Annotated in this window: 17 protein-coding genes; 13 read left to right on the top strand and 4 right to left on the bottom strand. The window is 32.2% G+C overall.

Annotated elements, in window-relative coordinates:
- Positions 1 to 60: 60 nt before the first annotated feature.
- The 7 genes from Q0807_RS08895 to Q0807_RS08865 all read left to right on the top strand — a co-directional run bounded on the left by Q0807_RS08895 (position 61) and on the right by Q0807_RS08865 (position 10086).
- The gene (locus Q0807_RS08895) at positions 61 to 780 is read left to right on the top strand and encodes a hypothetical protein (RefSeq protein WP_299108776.1); all 720 of its coding nucleotides are present in this window, start codon (positions 61 to 63) and stop codon (positions 778 to 780) included.
- Positions 777 to 1559, top strand: coding sequence for a DUF6090 family protein (locus tag Q0807_RS08890; RefSeq protein WP_299108774.1), 783 nt, complete (start codon positions 777 to 779; stop codon positions 1557 to 1559). Before Q0807_RS08895 ends, Q0807_RS08890 begins: the two co-directional genes overlap by 4 nt.
- 66 nt (positions 1560 to 1625) lie before the next feature.
- A complete protein-coding gene (locus Q0807_RS08885; RefSeq protein ID WP_299108772.1) occupies positions 1626 to 2330 on the top strand; it encodes a hypothetical protein in 705 nt (234 codons plus the stop codon).
- 306 nt (positions 2331 to 2636) lie between these two features.
- A complete protein-coding gene (locus Q0807_RS08880; protein WP_299108769.1) occupies positions 2637 to 8210 on the top strand; it encodes an alpha-2-macroglobulin in 5574 nt (1857 codons plus the stop codon).
- 38 nt (positions 8211 to 8248) lie between these two features.
- On the top strand, positions 8249 to 8695 hold the full coding sequence (locus tag Q0807_RS08875; protein ID WP_299108767.1) for a hypothetical protein: 447 nt from the start codon (positions 8249 to 8251) through the stop codon (positions 8693 to 8695).
- Positions 8696 to 8813: 118 nt separating this feature from the next.
- Positions 8814 to 9665: an SH3 domain-containing protein gene (locus tag Q0807_RS08870; protein ID WP_299108765.1), complete on the top strand. Its 852-nt coding sequence runs from the start codon at positions 8814 to 8816 to the stop codon at positions 9663 to 9665.
- A 109-nt stretch (positions 9666 to 9774) separates the two neighbouring features.
- Positions 9775 to 10086 (top strand): antibiotic biosynthesis monooxygenase, encoded by a 312-nt coding sequence (locus Q0807_RS08865; RefSeq protein ID WP_299108763.1) that lies wholly within the window; start codon positions 9775 to 9777, stop codon positions 10084 to 10086.
- 10 nt (positions 10087 to 10096) lie between these two features.
- Here the strand turns inward: Q0807_RS08865 and Q0807_RS08860 are convergent, their stop codons facing one another.
- Complete coding sequence (locus Q0807_RS08860) at positions 10097 to 12325, bottom strand: T9SS type B sorting domain-containing protein (RefSeq protein WP_299108761.1); 2229 nt, start codon at positions 12323 to 12325, stop codon at positions 10097 to 10099.
- Positions 12326 to 12515: 190 nt separating this feature from the next.
- On the opposite strand from Q0807_RS08860, the gene pbpC reads away from it, so the two are divergent.
- Both pbpC and Q0807_RS08850 read left to right on the top strand, forming a co-directional pair.
- Entirely contained in the window at positions 12516 to 14822 is a 2307-nt protein-coding gene (gene pbpC / locus Q0807_RS08855) for a penicillin-binding protein 1C (RefSeq protein WP_299108759.1), read from the top strand.
- Positions 14823 to 14874: 52 nt separating this feature from the next.
- Positions 14875 to 15312, top strand: coding sequence for a hypothetical protein (locus tag Q0807_RS08850; protein ID WP_299108757.1), 438 nt, complete (start codon positions 14875 to 14877; stop codon positions 15310 to 15312).
- Positions 15313 to 15386: 74 nt separating this feature from the next.
- Here the strand turns inward: Q0807_RS08850 and Q0807_RS08845 are convergent, their stop codons facing one another.
- Positions 15387 to 16487 carry an endonuclease/exonuclease/phosphatase family protein gene (locus Q0807_RS08845; protein WP_299108755.1) on the bottom strand — a complete coding sequence of 367 codons (1101 nt, stop codon included), beginning with the start codon at positions 16485 to 16487 and terminating at the stop codon, positions 15387 to 15389.
- A 137-nt stretch (positions 16488 to 16624) separates the two neighbouring features.
- Between Q0807_RS08845 and Q0807_RS08840 the strand changes: the two genes are divergently transcribed.
- From Q0807_RS08840 to Q0807_RS08830, 3 genes are all read left to right on the top strand, one after another.
- A complete protein-coding gene (locus Q0807_RS08840) occupies positions 16625 to 19414 on the top strand; it encodes a carboxypeptidase regulatory-like domain-containing protein (RefSeq protein ID WP_299108753.1) in 2790 nt (929 codons plus the stop codon).
- An 80-nt stretch (positions 19415 to 19494) separates the two neighbouring features.
- Positions 19495 to 20940: a DUF5689 domain-containing protein gene (locus tag Q0807_RS08835; RefSeq protein ID WP_299108751.1), complete on the top strand. Its 1446-nt coding sequence runs from the start codon at positions 19495 to 19497 to the stop codon at positions 20938 to 20940.
- A gap of 72 nt (positions 20941 to 21012) precedes the next feature.
- Positions 21013 to 21381 (top strand): hypothetical protein, encoded by a 369-nt coding sequence (locus Q0807_RS08830; RefSeq protein ID WP_299108749.1) that lies wholly within the window; start codon positions 21013 to 21015, stop codon positions 21379 to 21381.
- A gap of 74 nt (positions 21382 to 21455) precedes the next feature.
- On the opposite strand, the gene Q0807_RS08825 is transcribed toward Q0807_RS08830, so the two are convergent.
- Positions 21456 to 21995, bottom strand: a complete 540-nt coding sequence (locus tag Q0807_RS08825) for a cation transporter (RefSeq protein WP_299108746.1) — start codon at positions 21993 to 21995, stop codon at positions 21456 to 21458.
- 97 nt (positions 21996 to 22092) lie between these two features.
- Here Q0807_RS08825 and Q0807_RS08820 point away from each other — a divergent pair, with 97 nt between their 5' ends.
- Positions 22093 to 22971: an EamA family transporter gene (locus Q0807_RS08820; protein ID WP_299108744.1), complete on the top strand. Its 879-nt coding sequence runs from the start codon at positions 22093 to 22095 to the stop codon at positions 22969 to 22971.
- A gap of 52 nt (positions 22972 to 23023) precedes the next feature.
- Here Q0807_RS08820 and Q0807_RS08815 read toward each other — a convergent pair whose 3' ends face one another.
- Positions 23024 to 25081 (bottom strand): pitrilysin family protein, encoded by a 2058-nt coding sequence (locus Q0807_RS08815; protein ID WP_299108742.1) that lies wholly within the window; start codon positions 25079 to 25081, stop codon positions 23024 to 23026.
- Between the last annotated feature and the right edge of the window lie 47 nt (positions 25082 to 25128).

Below are 25128 nucleotides of genomic sequence, written 5' to 3'. Positions count from 1 at the left end.
TTCCCTATTACAAGGGAAATAGATATGATAAAATTCTTCCGCAAAATACGCTACAACCTTATGAGTGAAAACAAAACAAGCAAATATTTTAAATACGCTATTGGCGAAATTGTGCTTGTCGTTATTGGTATTCTCATAGCACTTCAAATTAATAATTGGAACCAAAAGCGACTTCAACAGCTCACCTTAAACAACTACTATCAACGCATGCATGAAGAGTTAGAAAGTAGTCGTGATGAACTAGACAATTTTATCATTGGTATTGATAGTTTAGTAATGCTAAATAGAAAAACGCTTGAAATATTAAGTTCTAACAACAAAGATTCTATACCAACGCTACAAAAAACCTTAGGTGCATTAGGCACAGCTTGGGTCAATAATTTTAATTATCCGATTGTTGAAGAATTTATGAATGAAGGCTATTTAGCTAAAGTAAATAACACCAAAATTAAAGATGAGTTGCAAGCATTTAGTATTCAACTGAACCATTTTAATAGTCTTGATACAGGCATTGTTGATCAATATTCTTTAACTATAGAACCTTTTATTAACAACCATCTTAATTACTCACAAATTGCTCTAGACATGTATAAAAACAGCCTCGTATCTGGAGGACCTGAAACTGATTTTGAAAAGCTATTTAATAATTTAGAAGCATGGAATATCATAACACTTAAATTAGAATTGCTTGTTTATCAAAAGTACGCTTTACAAGAATTTAAAGCCATGAGAGATCGCCTAACCAATTTATTAAGTTCAGAGCTAAACTTGAAACCATGATAAAATTTTTTAGAAAAATAAGATACAACCTAATGGAAACAGGCAAAACAAGCAAGTACTTTAAATACGCCATCGGAGAAATTGTCCTCGTAGTAATAGGAATTTTAATCGCACTACAGATTAATAATTGGAACGAAAACAGAAAGAATAGTCAATACGAACAAAACTATCTGCAAAGAATTCTAAAGGATTTAAACAAAGATCAAACTGAACTTGAGATGCATTTTAATACAGACACGCTAAAACTAGATGCATTTACACAGATAATGCGTATGCAAAGGACTAATTCAATTACATCAAATCAACAAGCTTTTTTAACAGCTTCAAGTAAAGTTCAAGGGACCAACTGGTTTGAAGGCAATGACGTGGTATTTAATGAAATGAAATTTTCTGGTAAGCTAGCGCTAATCGCTTCAGAGGAATTAAGAGAAAGTATACAAAACTATTATAAACAAGTAGAAGAAGTTATAAAACAAGAAAACACCTACATTGCCATACAGACAAGCGCATATTACAGGCTGCGTGATTATATGGGTGATGCCTTTATATATGAGGCTACTATGGAACCAAGATGGAATTCAAATAGTAACGCGGTAACTTATGAAGACATCATTAACTTTTATGATAATTTAAATGACGTTCAAAAAAAAGAAGGATTTAAAGATTTTACTATACTCAAAGCAAACATTTTGTACAGTAACAACGTTAGAACTACCCTTTACGAAAAAGGTAAAGCAACAATTAAACTCATTAATGATTATTTAGAAAAGATGAAATAATAAAAGTAAAATCTCGTAGACCTTTGGTTATGATAACCGCTTGCGGAAACTTTAAAAACCTTTAATATGATTAAGTTTTTTAGACACATTAGAAAAAAACTACTCTCTGAAAACAAATTCAGTAAATATCTAATTTACGCCATCGGAGAAATAGTGCTGGTAATAATTGGAATTCTTATTGCTTTAGCAATTAACGAAAATGTAAAAGCTAAAAACAACTTAGAATTACGTGATTTATATATCATTCAGTTAAACGATGAAGCAAACCGCAACATAGAACGATTAAAAGAGCTTAATGATTTTACAATTGAAATGCTTAAAGAAGTAGATACTGTACTTAAAATTTTATACACCAAAGATTACGACAATCCAAAATTGCCACCAAAAGCATTCCTGCTAATGGATACAGACTACTTAAACCCAACAACGGTAACTTTTGAAAATTTGAAGTTTTCTGGTGACCTAAAACTGTTTGATGATTTAAACTTGCGTAACTCTATATCTGAACCATATGAAACATTAAATGACGTTAAAGTTGTTGAAGATTTAGATTTTAGCGGATTCGAAGATTATTATTTTAATTTTTTAATTAAAAATGTGAGCTTTTTTGATATGCAGTTAACCTCAAAAAGTTATGCAAAAGAAATCCATTTTCAGAATTATATTATAGCACGACGAACATCTTTAAATCTAAATAAAGAGGCCTATGAGCGTTCAATACAATCCTTTACTAAACTAAAAGCCATTTTTGCAGAAATTAAAAAAACATAAATAGACAACGATAACACAAAGTTGTTTATAGTTCATTGCTCACTATCGTTTTATAACGAAAACCTATCAAATATTATATTCAGTTTATATTATTAAATTAAATAAAGACATTCTTAAACTCTTAAGTTTCGAACTATAGCAAAAACGATGATAAAATTCTTCCGTCGTAGCTAACCTTTTAATAACTTTAAGAACAATTTAACAAGAGCCAAAAGTCTAAACCTATAAAAATCACAGTACTTATTTAACAAGAATACACCTACCTTCTTTTTTAAATCGTAGTTTTACTCTAAATCCGTCAACGCCATGAATATCAAAAAACACATCTTCCTACTTCTTATTTTAATTTTTGCATTTTCTTGCAAAGACAAAACTGTTGAAACTGATAATATATTTAAGTATAGAGATTATATTAGTTACACGACTTCGGGATTAGTTTCTGTTGCAGACCCAATAAAAATTAGCCTTTCTGATTCGGTTGCTGGATGGGAAATTGATAAAGTTTTACCAACAGATATTATAAAAATTACACCTCACGTTGAAGGAGAATTAAAAGCCATGAATAGTCACACGGTTCTTTTTACTCCAGATGAAAACCTAGAACCTGCAACAGAATATACCGTAAACGTAAAATTGGGAGAAATTTACAATACCATCCCAAAAGAGTTTGAAGATTATACATTTCAGTTTAAAACCATAACACCAAGTTTTAATATTACCACTCAAAATATACAATCGTATAGTAAAGAATGGCAATACCTTTTTGCAGAATTACGCTCTGCAGATGTAATTTCTCTAGCTGATGCTAAAAAATTAGTATCTGCTACGCAAAGCAACAAAGCATTAAACTTAGTGTGGAATGAAGAATCAGAAAGTTCAAAATTCTTTGAGTTTAAAATAGATAGTATTAATCGTTTAGTTGAGGATAGCAAAATTGATATAGCATGGGATGGCTCAGCAATTAAAGCTGAAAATAAAGGCGAAAATTTCATTACCATTCCTGGCAAAAATAACTTTGTTATAGTTAATACCGAAGTTGTTCAAAGTCCTGAGCAATATTTATCCTTAAACTTTTCTGACCCTTTAGTTAAGCAACAGAACTTTGCTGGTTTAGTATCGCTTCAAGGTGTAAAAAACCCAAAATATATTGTGGATGGTAATGTGCTAAAAGTATATCCTGACAGTAAATTAGTTGGTGATATTCAAGTCGATGTATTTAAGGGAATTAAAAATACAGATGGTTTTAAGCTGAAAAAACCGTTTTCTGAGGTCTTAACTTTTGAAGAATTAAAACCAAATGTAAGATTAGTAAGTAACGGAAGTATTCTTCCGAATTCAAAAAACTTAAAATTCAATTTCGAAGCTGTAAACTTGAGTAAAGTTGATGTTAGAATTATTAAAATATTTGAAGATAATGTCCTTCAGTTTTTACAAGATTATAATATAGATAGCAACGATCAATATGCCATTAAAAAAGTAGGTCGACGCATAGCCAAGGAAACAATAACTTTAATACAAGAAGAGAATCAAAACACAGGAAAATGGAAAGCCTACAGCATTGATTTATCTAAATATCTAACCGCTGATCCAGGTGCAATTTACAGAGTAGAACTAAGCTTTAAAAAAGCATATTCTCTATACGATTGTTCCTCTAATGCAGAAACTACAAACGTCGATGAAGACGATTACTATGATGATTATTATGGTGAAGATTATTACACTTCAGAAGATTTAACTGACGAAGAAGAAAACTTACGTGAAGAACTGTATTGGGATAACTTAACGTACAACTACAGAAATACAAATTACCGTTGGAGAGATAGAGACAACCCTTGCACAGATTCGTATTTTAATTACGGGAATCGTGTCGTTTCACAAAACTTAATTAGCTCAGATTTAGGTGTAATTGCAAAACAAGGTAATGATAACAATTACTTGTTTGCAGTAACAAATATTCTTACTACAAATCCAGAAAGTGGTGCAAAAGTAACCCTATACAATTATCAACAACAAGCGTTAGCTAACGGAACTACTAACCAAGAAGGGATTATAAAAATAGACGCAAAAAACAGAGCTGCTTTTGCTATAATAGCTAAAGGCAACAATGTGAGCTATGTAAAGTTACACGATGGTATGTCTTTATCATTAAGTAAATTCGACGTCTCTGGTAACAGACTGCAACGTGGACTAAAAGGTTATATCTATGGAGAGCGTGGTGTTTGGAGACCAGGAGACAGTTTGTTCTTAACGTTTATGCTTAATGATGTTGCCAATAAATTACCTAAACGTCATCCTGTAAAATTAGAAATCACAGATCCTGTAGGTAAATTGGTTTACAGAAAAGTCTCTATAGATAATCTTAATAATTTCTACGATTTTATAGTACCAACCTCAACAGATTACAAAACAGGAGATTATAACGCTAAGGTTTCCGTTGGAGGCGCAACGTTCTCTAAAGGTTTAAAAATTGAGACTGTAAAACCAAACAGATTAAAAATTAAGATAGATTTTGAAAATGAAATTTTAACCAATAATAAACCTCTTCAAGGTGACTTAAACGTTACTTGGCTGCATGGTGCACCAGCAAAAAACTTAAGAGCCGAAATAAAAGCAAAATTCACATCGTCTTACACCAGTTTTAAAGGATTTGAAAATTATGTTTTTAATGATCCTACAAGAAATTTTAATTCTGAAGAAACCAATGTTTTTGAAGGTAATTTAGATGAAGATGGTAAAGCAAAAATCAATTCAAAATTAAATATTGGTAAAAATGCACCTGGTATGCTAAGAGCACAATTCTTAGTAAGAGCCTTTGAAAATGGAGGTGATTTTTCACTAGATGCATTTACAATGCCTTATGCTCCCTACGAAAGTTTTGTTGGTCTAAAATCTCCTAAAGGCAATAATTACGGTTCGTTTTTTACAGATGAAAATCACACGTTTGATGTGGCAACTGTAACAGCAGAAGGTAAACCTGTACAACGTAAAAAATTAGAAGTAAAAGTTTATAAAGTTGAATGGCGTTGGTGGTGGAATTCTTCTTACGATAATCTATCAAGTTACGTATCTAGTAATTACCACAGACCTGTACAGTCATTTTCTGTGAGTACAGATGCTAATGGTAAAGGAAGTTTTAAACTTAAAATCCCAGAAGATGAACGTGGACGATATTTAATTAGAGTTGTAGATCCAGAAAGCGGACACGCAACTGGTAGAACGGCTTATTTCTATAAAAACTGGTGGTCAACAAATCCTTCATCAGATAAAGAAGCAGCTAAAATGTTAGTTTTCTCAACAGACAAAGAAAACTACAATGTTGGCGAAACAGCTAAATTAACGTTCCCTTCAGGTTCAGAAGGAAGAGCTTTAGTGAGTATAGAAAATGGAACAGAAGTACTAAAACACCAATGGGTAAAAACTAAGTCTGGAGAAACAACAGTTGATATTCCTGTGACTTCAGAAATGGCACCTAATGTATTTATTAATATTTCATTATTACAACCTCATGCTATTACATCTAATGATTTACCAATTCGACTGTATGGTGTAATTCCGATGATGGTAGAAGATCCTGCTACAAAATTAGAACCTGTTATTAAAATGCCAGACGTTATTCAACCAGAGCAATCTTACGAGATTAAAGTCTCTGAAAAAAATAACAAAGCCATGACCTATACAATTGCTGTTGTAGAAGAAGGCCTATTAGATTTAACTCGTTTTAAAACACCAAATGCTTGGGATAGTTTCTATGCTCGTGAAGCATTAGGTGTAAAAACTTGGGATATTTTTGATGATGTTATAGGTGCATACTCTGGCAGTATTGACCAAGTTTTTGCCATTGGTGGAGACGGAAGTGCGGCTGGTGGAAAAAACAAAAAAGCCAATCGTTTTAAACCTGTAGTTACTTATTTAGGGCCTTTCCTTTTAGATGCAGGAAAATCCAAAACACACCAACTTAAAATGCCAAACTATATTGGTGCAGTAAGAGCAATGATTGTTGCTGGTAATAATGAAACAGAAGCTTATGGAAGTGTAGACAAATCTGTTCAGGTTAGAAAACCTTTAATGGTCTTAGCAACATTACCACGTAAATTAAGTCCTGGTGAGAAAGTAACTTTACCTGTTACAGTTTTTGCTATGGAAGACAAGGTTAAAAACGTGAATTTATCCTTAAAACTAAGCGACGGAATTGTAGTAAAAGGTGAAAACTCTAAGTCTTTAAGATTTGATAAACCAAATGAAAAAATGGTGTATTTTGAATTAGATGTTACCAAAGCAAAAGGTATAAATACTGTAGAAGTTATTGCTACAGGAAATGGTGAAAAATCAACTTACAAAGTAGAGATAGATGTTGAAAATCCAAATCCTTTCACATCTAAAATTATTGACGATGAGCTAGAAGCTAATACTAAGCAAACTATAGACATTACAACGTTTGGTGTAGCAGGTACAAATTCTGCAACTGTTGAATTTTCAACTTTACCACCTATGGATTTTACTGGTAGACTACAGTATCTTATCCGTTATCCTCATGGATGTTTAGAGCAAACCACATCTAGTGTTTTTCCTCAATTATTTTTAGCTGATATTTTCGATTTAACTGCTAAAAAGAAAAAGGAAGTACAAAGTAATATTGAAAAAGGAATTAAACGTTTAGGTAATTTCCAGCAGCCAAATGGAGGCATGAGTTATTGGATAGGTGAAAACACAGCTAATGATTGGGGATCAAGTTATGCTGGTCATTTTATGATTGAAGCAGAGAAAAAAGGTTTTGTTTTACCATTAACGTTTAAGAGCAACTGGTTGGCTTATCAAAAACAAGCGTCTAGAAATTGGAGACCAAGTTATAAGGTTTACCATTCAGATTTAGCACAAGCATATCGTTTATACACTTTAGCTTTAGCTGGAAGTCCTGATTTAGCTAGTATGAATCGATTAAGAGAGTTTGAAGAAATATCTAACGAAGCCAAATGGCGACTTGCTGCCGCCTATGCTTTAGCCGGACAAAAAGAAGCGAGTGATGCCATTTCTAAAACAGCAAATATTAATTTCAAACCTTATAAATCTAATTATTACACTTATGGTTCTGTAGATAGAAATAGAGCTATGGCATTAGAAACTATGATTATTACGGGTGATTCTAAAGCTAGAGAATTAGCAAAAACTATAGCTAAAGACTTATCGAGTAACGGATGGATGAGCACACAAACTACAGCTTATAGCTTATTGGCTATGGGTAAAATGGTTGTTAAAAATGGCGGAAAAGATTTAAAACTAAGCTATACCATTAATGGAGAATCAGAAACTGTTGATACTAAAAATGCAATCGCACAACGTAGTATTCCAGTTAAAGATGGAACCAACCAAATAACGGTAACCAATGCAAAAAGTAATTTGGTTTATGTGCGTATTTTAAATTCAGGAAAATTAAAACTAGGTGAAGAACTGGCAGAACAAAGAGGGTTCACAATTTCTACGATCTATAAAGATTTACAAGGCAATAAGATTGATGTGACAACGCTTCAACAAGGACAAGATTTTGTAGCAACCGTTAGCATTTCAAACTTAACTAACGATTATGTGAGAGATGTTGCATTAACTCAAATTTTCCCTTCTGGTTGGGATATTGTAAACACAAGATTTACAGATTTTGGAGATACAACCGTGAGCCAAGCGAGATATACAGATATTAGAGACGATAGAGTTAATTTCTATTTTGACATGAATGAAAAAGGTAGATATGGCACCAAAACCTTTACCGTTTTACTAAATGCATCCTATTTAGGGACTTATTATTTACCTGGTACGCAAGCTGAAGCCATGTATGATAATGACTATTTAGTAAGAAATAAAGGCGAATGGATTACTGTTGAAAAGTAAGAATTTAATCAAAAATTCAACAAACATAAAACTAACTTATGAAAAATTTGACAATAAAAAACACAATAGTTATTTGCTCTATATTTTTATTAGGATGCAAAAACGATAATGTTGAAGGGGTTATTTTAGGAAATACTATTGTTGTACATCAGGATTATTCTGAAAACAAAAAGATGAGTTCATTAATAAAATCATCATTGAACAAAGATTCAAAAGCATTTAAACAATTAATTCATTTTCCTACAGGAGGCGCACAAGGATCATATGATCATGGGTTTATTATTACTCAAATTATTTATAAAAATGGTGAGCTTGAAACTATTAAAATACTTAAAGACTTCAATAAAAAAAACTTAAACTTATTACAAGGATTAATTTCGGTTGGATTGGCTTACGGTGATAATAATTATGATGATAAAATGGATAACACAAATATTAGAAATGAATTTCCTAAGTTGTTTAAGTATCTAAATGAAAAAATATAAAACTAAATATAGAAATATGTTCAGAAAGACAAATTAAATAAACTAAATACTTCTCGGTCGACAGACAAGAATCCAAGAAACAAAACCGCTAAATTGTTTAACCTTAATTTTAAAAATTATGAAAAATTTAAAACAGATTTTAGCGATTGTAATGTTATTCAGTGTAGCATTAGTAACAGCACAACAAACAGTTTATGTTGCTGCAGAAAGTGGATTATCACTTAGAGACCAACCAGACGTTAGCGGAAAAATGATAAGTAAATTAGCTTATGGAGAAGCGATTGGAATCATAGAAAATACAGATAAAAAACTTGTGATTTTAGATGCTGGAGAAAAAGTGAGTGGCGAATGGGTAAAAGTAGAAACTCGTAACCATATTGGTTATGTATTTAACGGCTACTTGTCTCATACAAAAATCTCAAAGACCATTCGACTTCATTTAAATAAACTCGATGTTGAAATTAAAAATTTAGCCACTAGTGATTTTAAACGAAACCACAATTTAAAGCAACAAGATTCTACAACCATTAATGTAGATATAAATGCGTCAGTAGAAGGAAAAGAGATTGTACTTGTAGAAAATGATTATAAGCATGTGAGCATTTTTCAACTCTATGAAAATAGTATCTCTTTTATGAGCGAAGATGCACAATGTGAATCTAAAGATTGGAAACATTTTGATTCGGCATGGAAACCATTAAAGCAAATTAAATCTAACACTTTTGAAACTTTAGCTTACAGTGAAAACGATTGGAAAAACTTCATTAAAACCTCTCTTGACGATTTAAAAACAGAAGTTACAGACCAATGTGGAGAAGATTGGGTTAACTATTTTAAGAAAATAGAAAAAGTAAAAGATTATCCTGTTGGAATTTCAACAAAACGCATATTTCTTAAATTTATACTTACCGATTCTGAAGATAATATCACTGAAAAAGTAATTGAGTTTAAGATGCCTAAGGGTTGTTAATCTTATATTTAGACCTTACAGACTTCAAAAACCTGTAAGGTTTATTTTTAAACCTAATTGAAATAGGTTTCGACTGCGCTCAACCTGATAAGCCGTAATTAAAACAAAAATGAAAAACTTTAAACCATACTACGCAGTAATTTTCACTTCAACACAAACAGAAACCACAACTGGTTATGCCGAAATGGCCAACAAAATGGAAATTTTAGCCAAACAGCAAACAGGTTACATAGGAATGGATTCTGCCAAAAACGAAGTCGGAATTACTGTTAGTTATTGGGAAAGTTTAGAAGCCATTAAAAATTGGAAAGCGAACTCGCAACACTTGTTAGCACAACAAAAAGGACGTGAACAATGGTACAATTGGTATAATGTTAGAATTTGCAAAGTTGAACGCGAGTATGAATTTAGCTTGGACTAACTCCTATTAATTACCGCTTCAAACTAAAATGACCTTTAAATTCTTTTCCATCTAAAACAATACGATACCAATAATCTGAAGTTGGTAACTGATTTCCATTAAAGTCACCTTTCCAAAATGCATTTCTATTAATTGCTGAGTACAGCAATTTACCGTAACGATTGTATATATAAACTTCAGTTGTAGTAAAAAAATCAGCAATATTTAATTTAAAAACATCATTGGTACCATCATCGTTGGGTGTTATAAATTTTTGAATGAAAAAATGTAAATGTTCAATAGTAGTTACCAAATTACATTCGTTAGATTTCACATAAACGGTATATAAACCACCTTCTTGATTGCTAAATATATTACTAAATTGATAATCTGTTCCGTTTAAAGAATACATATAACCATCATCGCTAAAAACATTAATAATTATAGAACTTCCATCTGTTTCAACACTTTCAATAACTGGAGCATCTTGAAGCGTCACATTAAAAGTGATGATCTCTGTATAACAACCATCTGTTATTTCTACTTCATATAATCCTTCTGTTTCAATAGTTATAGATTGAGATATTTCTCCAGATTCCCAAATATAACTCGCGTTTTCAATAGTAGATGTTGCCTGTAATACTAATTCATCATTTATACATAAAACTAAATACTCTTCGCTAAAGTCTAAAGGTTGAGTTCCTATTATTTCCCATTCACAACTATCTTCATTAAAGGCTGTAGATTGCCAACATAATAAATCCATTGGCTCTATTGGTGCTGTACCAGAAACTTCCCAAGAACATGTATTGCTATTAAAAGATGATGATTCCCAACATTCTAAATTTATAGGTGCTTCTGGTTGTATCCCTTCTACTTCCCACAAACAAGTTGTAATATTAAAAGAAGTGGTTTGCCAACACTCTAGTACAGGTGCTTCTTCTTGCGTCCCAGAAATTTCCCAAGAACAGGTTGAAGTATTAAAGCTTGCTGTTTCCCAACATTCTGTTGTAGGTTGTGTTGGCTGTGTACCATCAACCACCCAACTACAATTAACATCGCTAAAACTAGCAGTTTGCCAGCACTCTATATTTGTTGGAGCTTCTGGTTGCGTGCCTTCTATTTCCCATAAACATGTAGAATTATTAAACGTTGTGGTTTCCCAACAGGCTAAAGTGGGTTGTGTGGGTTGTGTCCCAGAAATTTCCCAAGAACACGTCGTATTGTTAAAACTTGCGGTTTCCCAACAGGCTAAATTCGTTGGTTCTTCTGGTTGAGTTCCAGTAACTGTCCAACTACATGTGGTATCACTAAAGGTCGCGGTTTCCCAACACGCTATTATTGGTTGAGCAGGTGCTTCAATTATTACTATTTCATATACATCTGAAAAGGTAATACAATCTGAATTATTAAGATTAGCTGCATATTCTGCAACTTTCGTTCTATAATATGTTGTAGATGAAATGCCTGATACAGAAAGGGAAGCTCCTGTTTCACCAGCAATATTAGACCAATTAACACCATCAATACTGGTTTGCCATTGATAAAAGTGGGTACTAAAGACACTATTATCTGGTACAACAGTTATTGTGTTTACATTTGGTGTTTGCGTACTACATAATGTTACAGAATTCACACTGTTATTATCTTCTATAGCTATAGCATCACCACAACTCTTAAAAACTATATCATCGATTGCTAAATCATTACCACAGCCACCTGCACCATTGTTAATCATTTTCAATATAATTGAGGTCTGACCTGGTAAAGTTTGAAAGACCAATCCATATTGTTCCCAAATTGGTGTTGCTGTTCCATTTATATTATCTGTATTCCCACTAGCTAGTTGGCTTGTGTTTGTGATGTCCCAAATTTCGAACTGTACATTTACAGGTATTCCATTTCCATCACACTGAGAACTAGGCAATATATTCATTAGCCAAGATGAAAACTCATAAGTAGTATTTTCACATAATCCATTAACAGCAATATTATAAAATTCACCAGTTGTGAAACTTGCATTTACAATTAAACATTTTCCACCAGCATCTCCTGTATGATCATTTGGTAGATTCCATCCATAAAAAAAAGTATTTCGTCCTATAGTATATTCACCATCTTGTGGCCCTCCATTTCCAACAAAGTTATAGGTTGTCGTTCCGGCTGGTAATTGCGGACCGTAGGTCGTTCCGGAGCCAAATGTTTCCGTAAAAATAGGATCACCCGAGTTACCTTGACAAAAGCCCAATTGCGCATGCATAGTATTTGATGCAAAAAAAATGCAAAAAATTATGACTATTTTAAGAATATTAAATGGTTTGCTCACGTATAAATATATAAACATTTATATTAAATAGAATTACGAAATTCTCAATAAACCCTTTAAATTAGCATTTGTATAGTCTATGTATAGGTTAAAAAACTTTTTTAATAACAATAAGATAAAATCAATGGTGATTTTAGTACTTCTTGTTGCCTATTATTTCTGTTTACCAAAACAATTATTTAAAGACCCAACTGCAACTGTTATAACAAGCAAGTCTAATGAGCTATTAGGTGCATTGATTGCAGATGATGGCCAATGGCGATTTCCTGCAAATGATAGTGTTCCAGATAAATTTAAAACTTGTATTCTTCAATTTGAAGATGAATACTTTTATAAGCATCCAGGATTTAATCCGGTTTCAATATTTAAAGCTTTAAAAGGAAACTTAAGTTCTGGTACTGTAAAACGAGGAGGTAGCACCTTAACTCAGCAAGTTATTCGTTTATCTCGAAAAGGTCAATCTAGAACCTATTTTGAAAAACTAAAGGAAATCATTCTTGCCACACGATTAGAATTCCGCTTATCTAAAGATGATATTTTAAAACTGTATGCAAGTCATGCTCCTTTTGGTGGAAATGTTGTTGGTATAGACGCAGCTTCTTGGCGTTACTTTAACCGCAACGCCTCAAACTTATCTTGGGCAGAAAGTGCTACGTTAGCCGTTTTACCAAATGCTCCAAGTTTAATTTATCCTGGTAAAAATCAAAAACGACTCTTAGATAAACGTAATCGTTTGTTAAAAAAATTATTTACAAATGGTACAATAGATGAACTCACATACAAATTATCTATTGCAGAAGGTTTACCACAAAAACCATATCCATTACCACAAATAGCACCTCATTTACTTCAAAAAATTGCTAAAGAAAACAGAGGTGAGCGCATAAAAACGACCATAAATATTGCATTACAAGAACAAACTAACACTATTGTAAAACAGCATTATAACCGTTTAAAACAGAATGAAATTTACAACATGTCTGTTTTGGTTTTAAATGTAAAAACAAGAAAAGTTTTAACTTATGTTGGTAATTCTCCAACCGACAAAGCACACCAAAAAAGTGTAGATATAATTGATAAGCCAAGAAGTACAGGCAGTATTTTAAAACCCTTTTTATATGCTGCAATGTTAGATTCTGGTGATTTATTACCACACACATTAGTGGCAGATGTGCCCACACAATTTGGGAGTTACCATCCTGAAAATTACAACCAAACCTACGATGGTGCTGTACATGCTAATGAGGCTTTGTCACGTTCGTTAAACGTGCCTATTGTAAGAATGCTTCAAGAGTTTGGGTTGGATCGTTTTTACCATTACCTAAAAGCACTTCAACTTAAAGATTTAAAATATAATGCGAATCATTATGGCTTGTCTTTGGTACTTGGAGGTGCAGAAAGTAACCTTTGGGATTTATGTAAAAGTTATGCTGCGATGTCTTCAACTTTAAATCACTTTAATGCGAATTCTAGTCAATATTTTTCGAATGAATTTTGCCAACCGATTTACAAATCTAATCAAGCTATTGATTTTGGGAAACAATCTAACCAAAAAGATGTTTTTGATGCAGCTTCCATATTTCTAACTTTTGAAAGCATGAAGCAAGTCAACCGTCCAGAAAATGATGAAAGTTGGGAGTATTACGATTCCTCTCAAGAAATTGCATGGAAAACAGGTACAAGTTTTGGATTTAGAGACGCATGGGCAATTGGTACCACAAAAGATTATGTAGTTGGTGTTTGGGTTGGCAATGCAGATGGAGAAGGACGACCAGGTTTGGTTGGTGTACAAACTGCAGCACCAATTTTATTTGATGTTTTTGATTTATTACCAAAAAGCAATTGGTTTAACCAGCCTTATGACGAAATGCTAGAAGTTAACATTTGTAAAAAAAGTGGCTATAGAGCAACTTCAATTTGCGACGCTACCGAAATGCGATACATACAAACTAGCGGAAAGAAAACAGAACCTTGTCCTTTTCATAAGTTGGTACATTTAGATGTATCGGAACGTTATCAGGTCAATTCTTCTTGCGAAGCTATTTCTAATATTAACAACAAAGCTTGGTTTGTTTTACCGCCATTACAAGCTTACTATTTTAAAAATAAAAACCCGTTTTATAAACCCTTACCTCCTTTTAGAAGTGATTGCATAGAACCTTCAGGAGTTTCTATGGAATTTATTTACCCAAATCAACAAAGCACTATTTATTTACCTAAAGATTTTGATGGTAAAATCAATGAATTAATCTTAAAAGTAGCACATTCTAAACCCGAATTAGAATTGCATTGGTATATTGATAGTGAGTACATTGGCAGCACTAAAGATATCCATGACATGGCCGTTTTGCCGAGCTCTGGTGATCACATAATTACGGTTATGGATGAACTTGGTAATAGTCTGAAACATAAAATTACGATTTCTGAGTAATACCATGTAAGTGCAAATTGCTATGTTTGCATAAATTAATCAACTTATTAATATGGAAACACTTCAGTTTATACATTCAAAATGGGCTTATTTAGTTCTTATAGTTTTGGTACTTGCAACATTTAATGCTCTTATCAATTTTTTTGGCGACAAGGAATTTGATGCTAAAGATTTTAGAATTTCATTATTTGCTTTAATCACTATGCATATTCAATTACTAATTGGTATTGTTTTATTTTTTATGAAGGATTATTTTGGAACAATAAAAGAAATTGGAGGAATGTCTGAATTAATGAAAAATAAAGAATTAAGAAACCTGGTTATAGAGCATCCGCTTACAATGATAATTGCTGTAGCTCTGGTTACTATTGGTTATTCTAAACATAAAAAGAAATTAACATCTAAACCTAAATTTAAATTATTAGCTATTTTTTATACGCTAGCTTTAGTTTTGGTGTTGGCTAAAATACCTTGGAGTATTTGGTTCTAAAATTTTATATTTTTAACATAAAAAAAGCGTCTAGAAATATTTTTGGACGCTTTTTTTAGTTTAAAAACGAAGCATTAATCTTTCGTTTCTGTTTTTTCTTCCGTTTTTGTGTCGTCCTCTGATATTTCTTTTACTAAATAAACATACACAGGAAAATGATCACTAAAACCATCTGTAAATCCGCCATCAGCAAAGCTTCTTAAAGGATAACCTCTGTATCTACCATGTTTATTACTTAAATAATGTTTATTAAAAATTCCAGATTTATAATAACGAAATGAAGAATAATCTTTCTCTAAAAAAGGTTGTGTCACTAAAATTTGATCAAATAAACTCCAAGCATCCCTATAACCTGTTGTTCCTAAACCTTGTTTCTTAAACTGATTTTCGAATGGATTATAAATACCTTTAAGTGGTACTTTATTTTTGTCAGCTACAGTTTTTAAAGCTTTTTTAAAACTTGCGTTAGTTGGGTCATCATTATAATCACCCATTGTTATAACCTTAGCATAAGGATCGATAGATTGTAAAGAGTCTATAATACGTTTATTTAATTTTGCAGCACCAACACGTTTTGACCTACTCCTTGCTTCACCACCACTTCTCGATGGCCAGTGATTAACAATAATATGGATTAAATCACCTTCTAATTCACCAGAAACCAATAACTGATCTCTTGTATAAACACGCTTTCTAGTTAAATCATCGTAAATTAATAACTCGTGAGAACTCGTTTCTGTAGGTCTAAAAAGTGCTTTTTGATAAAGTAATGCAACATCAATTCCCCTTTTGTCCGGAGACTCAAAATGGATAATCCCATAATCTTTATATAATAACTGTGGGTCATTAACTAAATCCATTAAAACCTGTCTGTTTTCTACTTCAGAAACACCAATAATTGCAGGTGTGTTTTTTGTATCATCAGCACCAATATCAGCAACAACCCTTGCCATGTTTTTTACTTTGTTTTTATAAACTTCACCTCTAAGAGATTCGTTCATTTCCATAATAGGACTTGCCTCATCGTACTTAGTTGGATCATTAATAGTATCAAACAAATTCTCCAAATTGTAGAAAGCTACTGTATGGATTTTAAATTTCTTTTTTTCTTGAGCATTTACATTTATGAATGCCAAAACGAATATTACTAATAATCCGAGTTTTAAATTTTTCATTTAGCGTATGTTATGTTAACATTAATTGCATTACAAATCTTGAGCCAAAAGTATATATTTATTATAAATAATGTAAATTTGCAAGCCCTAAATAACTATTATTTAATCTACAAAGACTATTAACTTTAAAATCGAGTATGAAAAAAAGTTTATTTATTTTATTATTTGGAGTTCTTTCTTCCTTTACAATGATGGCTCAAAACACCATTATTAAAGGTAGCGTAAGAGACGCGGTTACTTTAGAACCAATTCCGGATGTTACAATAACTATTGAAGAAACGCAACAAGCAACCTTAACAGATGGTTTGGGTGAGTTTATTTTTTCTAGTAATGTACCTTTAGGAGAGCAAGTTTTAAAAATTTCTAAAACAGGCTACGTAACAAAACGTTACCCTATTGTTGTCAACGAAGGTAAGACTGTAAACATTGCAGACATGACCTTAGATATTGATATTACAGATGATGCAGATTTGTTTACTATTTCACTTTCTGATGATGAACTTAATGATGACACAAGTGGCGCAGATAATATTTCTGGCTTATTGTCTTCTTCATTAGACGTTTTTCAAAGAACAGCTGCTTTTGAATTTAGTTCTTCATTCTTTAAAGTAAGAGGATTAGATTCTGACAATGGAACTGTTTTAATTAATGGAATCCAAATGAACAAACTCTATAATGGTAGACCACAATGGAGTAATTGGGGAGGATTAAATGATGTAATGCGTAATCAAGTTTTAACTACTGGTTTAACGCCTTCAGAATATAACTTTGGTGGTATCTTAGGAACTTCTAATATTAATACTAGAGCATCTAGCTATAGAAAAGGTGGTCGTATTACTTACTCTTCATCTAACAGAAGTTATACTAATAGAGCAATGGCCAGTTATGCCTCTGGCTTAACAGAAGGTGGATGGTCTTATGTATTTATGATAGGAAGACGCTGGGGAGAAGAAGGTTACCAAGATGCTAGTTTATATGATTCAAACTCATTTTTTGCTTCGATAGAAAAGAAAATTAATGATAAACATAGTGTTAATTTTACTTCAATATACACGCCTAACAGAAGAGGTAAATCTTCACCAAACACTCAAGAAGTATATGACCTTAAAGGTATTAAATACAACGAATATTGGGGTTGGTTAGATGGTGAAAAACGTAATTCTCGTATCAAAGAAGTTGAAGAGCCTATTTTAATGTTAAACCATTATTGGGATATTTCTTCTAAAACAAGTTTAAACACAAATGTTGGTTATCAATTTGGTAAAATAGGAAACAGTCGTTTAGATTATCCTGGTGGCGCAAACCCTAGTCCTTCATATTATCAAGACTTGCCAAGTTATTTCTTAGCAGATACTGATGGCCCTGATTATGCTGGTGCATATTTAGCTGAACAAGAATTCATTAACGATGGTCAGATTGATTGGGAGAACATTATTACTGCCAACCTTAACAATAATACAGGTGGCCTTAATGCAGCTTATGCATTGTATGAAGACAGAAATGATGACAAACAACTTACTGTAAATACTATTTTCACTACTGAATTAAATGAAAATATAATTCTTAATGGTAGTATTAATTATAAGAAATTAGATTCTGAAAATTTCGCTCAAATCATTGATTTATTAGGAAGCACAACTGGTATTTTAAATGTGGATTCTTTTGATGGGTTTCAATTTGATTTATCTAATCCAAACCGTACAGCATATGAAGGAGATAAGTTTAGATATAACTATAATTTATATGCCAACGAAATCTCTGGTTTTGCTCAAGCTCAGTTTAAATATAACAAAGTTGACTTTTTCTTAGCTGCTAACGTTGCCAAAACAGATTACCAAAGAGAGGGTCTTTATGACAATGAAGCAAATGCAGGTAACTCTCTAGGAAAAGGGGATAAATTAGAATTTACTGGTGTTGGAGTAAAAGCCGGCTTTACTTATAAAATTACTGGAAAGCATTTATTAGATATTAATGCTGGTTATCTTACTAAAGCGCCTTCATTAAGAAACACTTACACAAACTCTAGGGCAAATAATGATTATGTCGGGATTGTAAACGGTGTATCTGTTACTGGTGAAGAAATTACAGAAGAGAAAATAACGTCTTTTGATGCTAGTTATATTTTTAGATCTCCTATTGTAAAAGCTAAATTAACTGGGTTTTACACAAAAATAGAAGATGCTAACGAAACATCTTTTTATTATGCTGATGGTATCGGTGGTTTTACTACTGATGATGGTGTAATTGAAACAAATGCATTAGTATCTGAAGTTTTACAAGGTGTTGACAAAAGGCACATTGGAGGAGAATTTGGTATTGAAGCACAAGTAACACCAACTATTAAATTAAAAGGTGCAGCTTCTGTTGGTCAATATACTTATGACAATAATCCAAACCTATATGTTTCATCTAATAGTGATGTTTCTAACTATGGAGAAGCTAATCTAAAAAATTACAAAATAGCAGGTGGACCACAAACAGCTTACTCTGTTGGTTTTGAATATAGAGACCCTAATTATTGGTGGTTTGGAGCTACAGCTAACTTCTTCTCTAACACATATCTTGATGTTAGTCCTATTCTTAGAACTGAAAACTTTTATTTAGAACCTACCGATGGCTTACCGTTTAATGATTACGATCAAGACGTAGCAAGGTCATTGTTAAAGCAAGAAGAGTTTGGTAGCTATATGGTAGTAAACTTAGTTGGTGGTAAATCTTGGAAAATAGATAACAAATACATTGGCTTTTTTGCAAGTGTTGGAAACTTATTAGACAAAGAGTATAAAACAGGTGGTTTTGAACAAGGTAGAAATGCTAACTACAGAGAGCTACAAGAAGATGCAAGCTTATCTAAACGTAGATTCGGACCTAAATATTGGTACGGTCGTGGCGCAAACTATTTTCTAAATGTGTATCTTAGATTCTAAAAAAAGAGAAATTAATAAATAATATTACAATTATGGAATGTTCAACATTCATGAATTCAATAATTATAAACAAAAAAGCTATGAATAAATCGATTAAATTTTTAAAATTAACTTTAGTCTTAGTGGCTTCATTGGCCATTACATCTTGTGTGCAAGATGATGACTATACAGTGCCTAGTAGCTTAGGTCAAGAAGAGAATCTAGCCTTACAAGCTCTATTAGCTGACCCAACTGCTAATGAAGTTAGTTTTGCTGATGTTAAAGGAATGTATACAGAAGGAGAATTTATTGACCCTGTAGATACCAATATCTATGTAAAAGGTTATGTGTCATCTTCTGATTTTACAGGAAACTTCTTTAAAGAATTTTATATTCAAGATAGTCCTTCTAACCCAACATCAGGATTAAAAATTATTCTAAACCAAGTAGATACTTACAACCAATTTAATATTGGAAGAGAAGTTTATGTAAATTTAAAAAACTTATATATCGGAGAAGAAAGAGTTGGAAATGGCGTTATCACAATAGGTGGCGGAACAGAGACTGACCAATATGGTACAACTGTGACTAGCTTAAATGATATTCAAGTAGCTTCAGGTGTTTTAAGATCCACTGAAACATCAGAAATGACACCTTTAACTGTTACTTTTTCTGAAATATCAAATTCACATGTTGGTGTTTTGGTAACTGTTGACAATGTTGAATTTACAGATAACCTAAACGGGTTACGTTATTTTGACCCAATACAACAATACGATACTCAAAGAACTCTGCAGAGTTGTGGTGGATTTAATTATACAGAGTTTCAATTAGAGACTAGTGCGTTTTCAAGTTTTAAGTATGAATTATTACCTACTGGAAATGGCTCTATAACTGCTGTAGTAAGTAAAACTTTTGATGGAGCAAGTTTAATATTAGCATTAAACTCTACTGATGATGTAAACATGGATGGTGAAAGATGTTCTTTATTAGACATAGGTGATTTTAACACTATTTTTGAAGAAGATTTTGAAGGTATGCCAACTGGTTCTGCAATTTCTAGTAATGGTTGGACTTCTTTTGCTGAAGTGGGAACATACAACTGGAGAGCTTTATCAACTACAGATTCAGGAAATCCTGGACCAGGAAACACAATTGCTTCAATGGGAGCTTACAACTCTAGTACAGATGTTAATATTGCTTGGTTAATTAGTCCTGTTCTTGATTTAGATGCACAAGGTTTAGAGTTTTTAAACTTCCAATCTTCAAACAGTTTTTCTGATAATAGTGAATTAGAAGTTTTAATATCTACGGATTGGGATGGAACTACTGCAAATATTGCTACAGCTACTTGGACTGCACTTCCTGCAGCAGTAGTAGGTGATGATGAAAACTATCAAGAATGGTTTGATTCTGGCTTAGTTAACTTAAGTTCTTATTCTGGTTCAGCTTATATTGCTTTTAAATATATTGGTGGTTTTCCTTCAAGTGGAGATATTGACGGAACATTTGAAATAGATAATTATAAAATATTAGCAGAAAACTAATTATTAATAACTTTTACACAAAACCTGCTGATTTGTAAATCAGCAGGTTTTGTTTTTTAATATCAGATTTAAATGGGTTCACTTTTTGACGAATTTTATATAACCATCTTTAATCACTACAAGAAGGCTTTAGGCAAACGAAGTATCAAAGTTGCATTACTTTATATTAACCTGCTTAAACTCTCCATAGCATTCGCTCTAGCAGCATTCTTCTTAGCATTTGCCAAACAAATGAAAATGCAAATAATGTCTGACACAAAATTTTGGGTATTAATGACATTATTATCCTTTCTTATTGTATTTATGAATTGGCTGCGCTACAACGGAAAGAAAAGAACAATTCTTAACGCGAAGTCTAAACGAAGCAGCCTATCAATGTACTTATTATGGATTATACCTTTAGGATGTATAGCAATTTCAGTTATTCTATTTCAAGTTTAAGAACCATACATTTAAGCATATAAACAAAAAAAAGCTACCCTTTCGGATAGCTTTTTTTTATGTATTCTATTTATTTAAGCTTTCTTTTCACCACTACAGCATTTCTCTTTGCAATCTTCTTTGCAAGCTTTCTTTTCAGCATCCGTTTTATTTGCACAACTTTCTTTACAAGCTTTCTTTTCAGCCTCAGTCTTATTAGCACAACATGCTTTTTTATCTCCATGTGCACCAAAGGCATCAACCTTGTGCATATCTTTTACTTTGTAAGTATCAGCTACTTTACCAACTGTTTCTTCTAAAGACTTTGGAGTAACCTTAGCTTCATCATACTCTACCATCGCTAAACGTTTGTCAAAATCTACTTTTGCAGATTTTACACCATCCATTTTAGCCATTTTTTTCTCAATGGTTTTTGCACAACCCATTGCACAAGTCATACCTTCAATACCAAACTCTACTTTAGCATAGGTTGCATTTGGATCTAAAGTTGAAGCCACATCCTTAGCTGCAACTTCTACGTCTACAGTTTTAACTTCTGGCTGCGATTCATTCTTACAAGATGTAAAAACCAAAGCCATTATGGCAACTATACTTAATGTTTTTAATGTGTTCATAGATTTAAACTATTAATATTTTTGATAAATCTAGTAAATATTGACGAATCTTGTGAGATAATTAACGAATTTTGTGATTAATTGAGCCCTGTTTCTTATGAAAAACCCAAACATTAAGTGGATTTATTTAATTGTGCTATCCATTATTTGGGGAAGCTCATTTATCTTAATTAAGAAATCACTTCTAGGACTAACACCTTATCAACTCGGTGCACTTAGAACCCTCATTACAGGTATACTGCTTTTAGCTTTTGGTTTTAATAAATTAAAAACCATACCTAAATCTAAATGGAAATGGTTGCTGATTTCTGCACTTTTAGGCTCCTTTATTCCTGCATTTTTCTTTGCTATAGCAGAAACCGAAATTGATAGCGCTGTTACTTCGGTCTTAAACTCTCTTGTTCCCTTAAATACAATATTACTAGGTTTTACTGTATTTAAAATTGCGTCTAACAAACGACAAGTTTTAGGCGTAATCATTGGCTTTATTGGAACTGCAATTTTAATACTAAAGGGTTCTGAATTAAACCCAAATCAGAATTATTTATATGCAGGTTTTGTTATTGCGTCAACATTAATGTATGCTGCTAATGTAAATATTATAAAACGGTATTTACAAGATGTAAAACCCTTAGCTATTGCGACTGGTAATTATGTATTTATAGTTATTCCAGCACTTATTGTTCTTTTCTTTAGCGATTTCTTTACTACCGAAACATTTAGTAATCCGGCTTTGCCAAAAGCACTTATGTATATTACTGTTTTAGCTGTTTTTGGTACAGCCTTAGCTAAAATTTTATTCTTTAGATTGGTACAAATGTCAACTCCTGTCTTTGCCTCTTCAGTAACTTATATAATGCCTATAGTTGCATTAATTTGGGGTGTTTTAGATGGTGAATCGTTTAGTGTATTACAATTTTTTGCATCACTGCTCATTCTCCTAGGTGTTTTCTTAGCGCATAAAAGAAATGTATAAAAAAAGACCGAAGCTTTCACTTCGGTCTTAGTTTTATAGTGATAAGTTGACTTTATTTAAAATCAGCTTCAGTTACACCTTCATTTAATTTTGCTTCTAACAACTTAAATACAACAAGTTGTCCCATTTGAGAACCTTCTCTAGTACCTGGAAATTTAATTCCATCAAACTCTTGGTAATCCTTTAAAAATGTTTCTTGAGTTTGAGTTTGTCCTTGCATAGAAGTTGTTTGAACTTCTTTAACTTTTAAACCTGTTTCTACATCATAGAAGAAAGTTAATGAAATAGCTTCACCAGGAAACTGAACCTTGTAAGCTTCTTTATCGTCCACTTTCTCTATGCCAGTAATTTTAGCTGATTCAGAGTTTAAAAGATTCAATTCTGTGAATAAACCTCCTAATGGCTTCATGTCATTAGCCATATTTTCTGGAAGTGGATTTTTATTCATAGTTACAACATCTTGAGTAGTTAAAACGGTCATCATTGCATTTCCGTTCATAGAGATTGTCTGTACTAATTTGCCATCCATTCTCTTTTCTTCACTAATAACTGCAGATCCCTGTACACTAGCTTCATACTTTAATAAAATTGAATTTAAAGCTTCTACCTTATCTTTTCCACCAATAGCTTCAAAATATTTAGAAAGTACAGAATTAGCATTCACACCTTCTGGTAATTTCACTTCAAACTTAGGCTTCGCTGCTTTATTAGCATAGGTATCAAAATACATAATAGGAATCCCTGTTTTCTCTAAATTTTCTAGTACTTCTGAGCCATTACCAACTACAATAATTCTTAAGTTATCTGCTTGAAAATATTTATTAGCTACACGCTTAACATCCTCAACTGTAACATCCTTAATTTTCTGTAAATACGTAGAGTAAAAATCTTCTGGTAAGTTGTTTAATTTAATGTTTAAAGCATAATTAGCAATAGTTTGCGGACGCTCTAAAGCCATTACAAAATTACCAATATACTTTTCCTTTGCGTCTTTTAAAAGTTGTGCATCTACAGGCTCTGTTCTAATTCTTTTAATTTCTTTTAAAGCCTCAACAACAGCACTATCAGTAACTTCATTTCTAACTTTAGCAGTCGCATTGAAACGAGAAGCACCATATCTATCATTACCTAATCTAGAATAAGCACCATAAGTATAACCCTTATCTTCTCTTAAGTTTTTAAATAAATAACCTTCACCACCACCACCTAAGATATTGTTTGTAATTAAAGCTGCGTGATAATCTTCATCACTCATCTTTAATTTAACATTGTTAGTAATAGAAAGGTTAGATTGAGTTGCATCTGGTACATCTATAAAGTTAATTTGAGTGTACTGCACATTAGGATTTGGATTTGGTACTGCTGAATTTACATCTACAGATTTTGTCCAATCACTAAAATATTTTTTAACCTGCTTCTTAACATCTTTGTAATTCACATCACCAATAACAACTAAATAAGCATTATTAGGATTGAAATACGTTTGGTAAAATGCAACGGCATCTCCAAAAGATACATTGTTAATAGTTTCTTCTGTTACAAATTCTCCATAAGGATGCTTTGTTCCATAAGATAAAGCAGAACCAACTCTACCAGCTATAGCATCAGCACTTTTCGCATCTGCTTTTAAGCCTTCTATTAATTTTGTTTTTTCTTTTTCAAATTCTTCTTCTGTTAATAATGGATTAATTGCTGCGTCAGATAACAATTCTAAAATTCTTTCAGAATACTTAGTTAATGAGCTAGCAAATCCTCCACTAAATCCAAAGTTTAGGTTTGCACCTAAAAAATCTACTTCTTCGTTAAATTCATCTTTAGAAATAGAAGTTGTTCCGTTACCTAACATACTTCCTAATAAACTTTCTACACCTGCTTTTTTACCAGTTGCAATAGGTTGATTGTCTATTCTAAGTGAATAAGATACTCTTGGTAATTTATGGTTTTCTACAACTAAAACTTTTAAACCATTTTTCAATTCGAATTCCTGAGGTTTTTCAATTGAAATTTCTGGCTCAGGACCAGCTACAGGTGGTTGAGACCTATCTATTTGTGCACTTGCACCAATAGTCATTATAAATAATGCGAAAAACGCTACTATTTTATTTTTCATGTTAAATGCTGTTTTCATGTGTTTGTATCTATTATGTTTTATGGACA

Origin of the sequence: uncultured Winogradskyella sp. (assembly GCF_947495255.1) — a bacterium.
In the GTDB taxonomy this organism is placed as follows: domain Bacteria; phylum Bacteroidota; class Bacteroidia; order Flavobacteriales; family Flavobacteriaceae; genus Winogradskyella.
The sequence above is the reverse complement of the archived record's forward strand: the minus strand, read 5'-3'. Positions and strand labels throughout refer to the sequence as shown.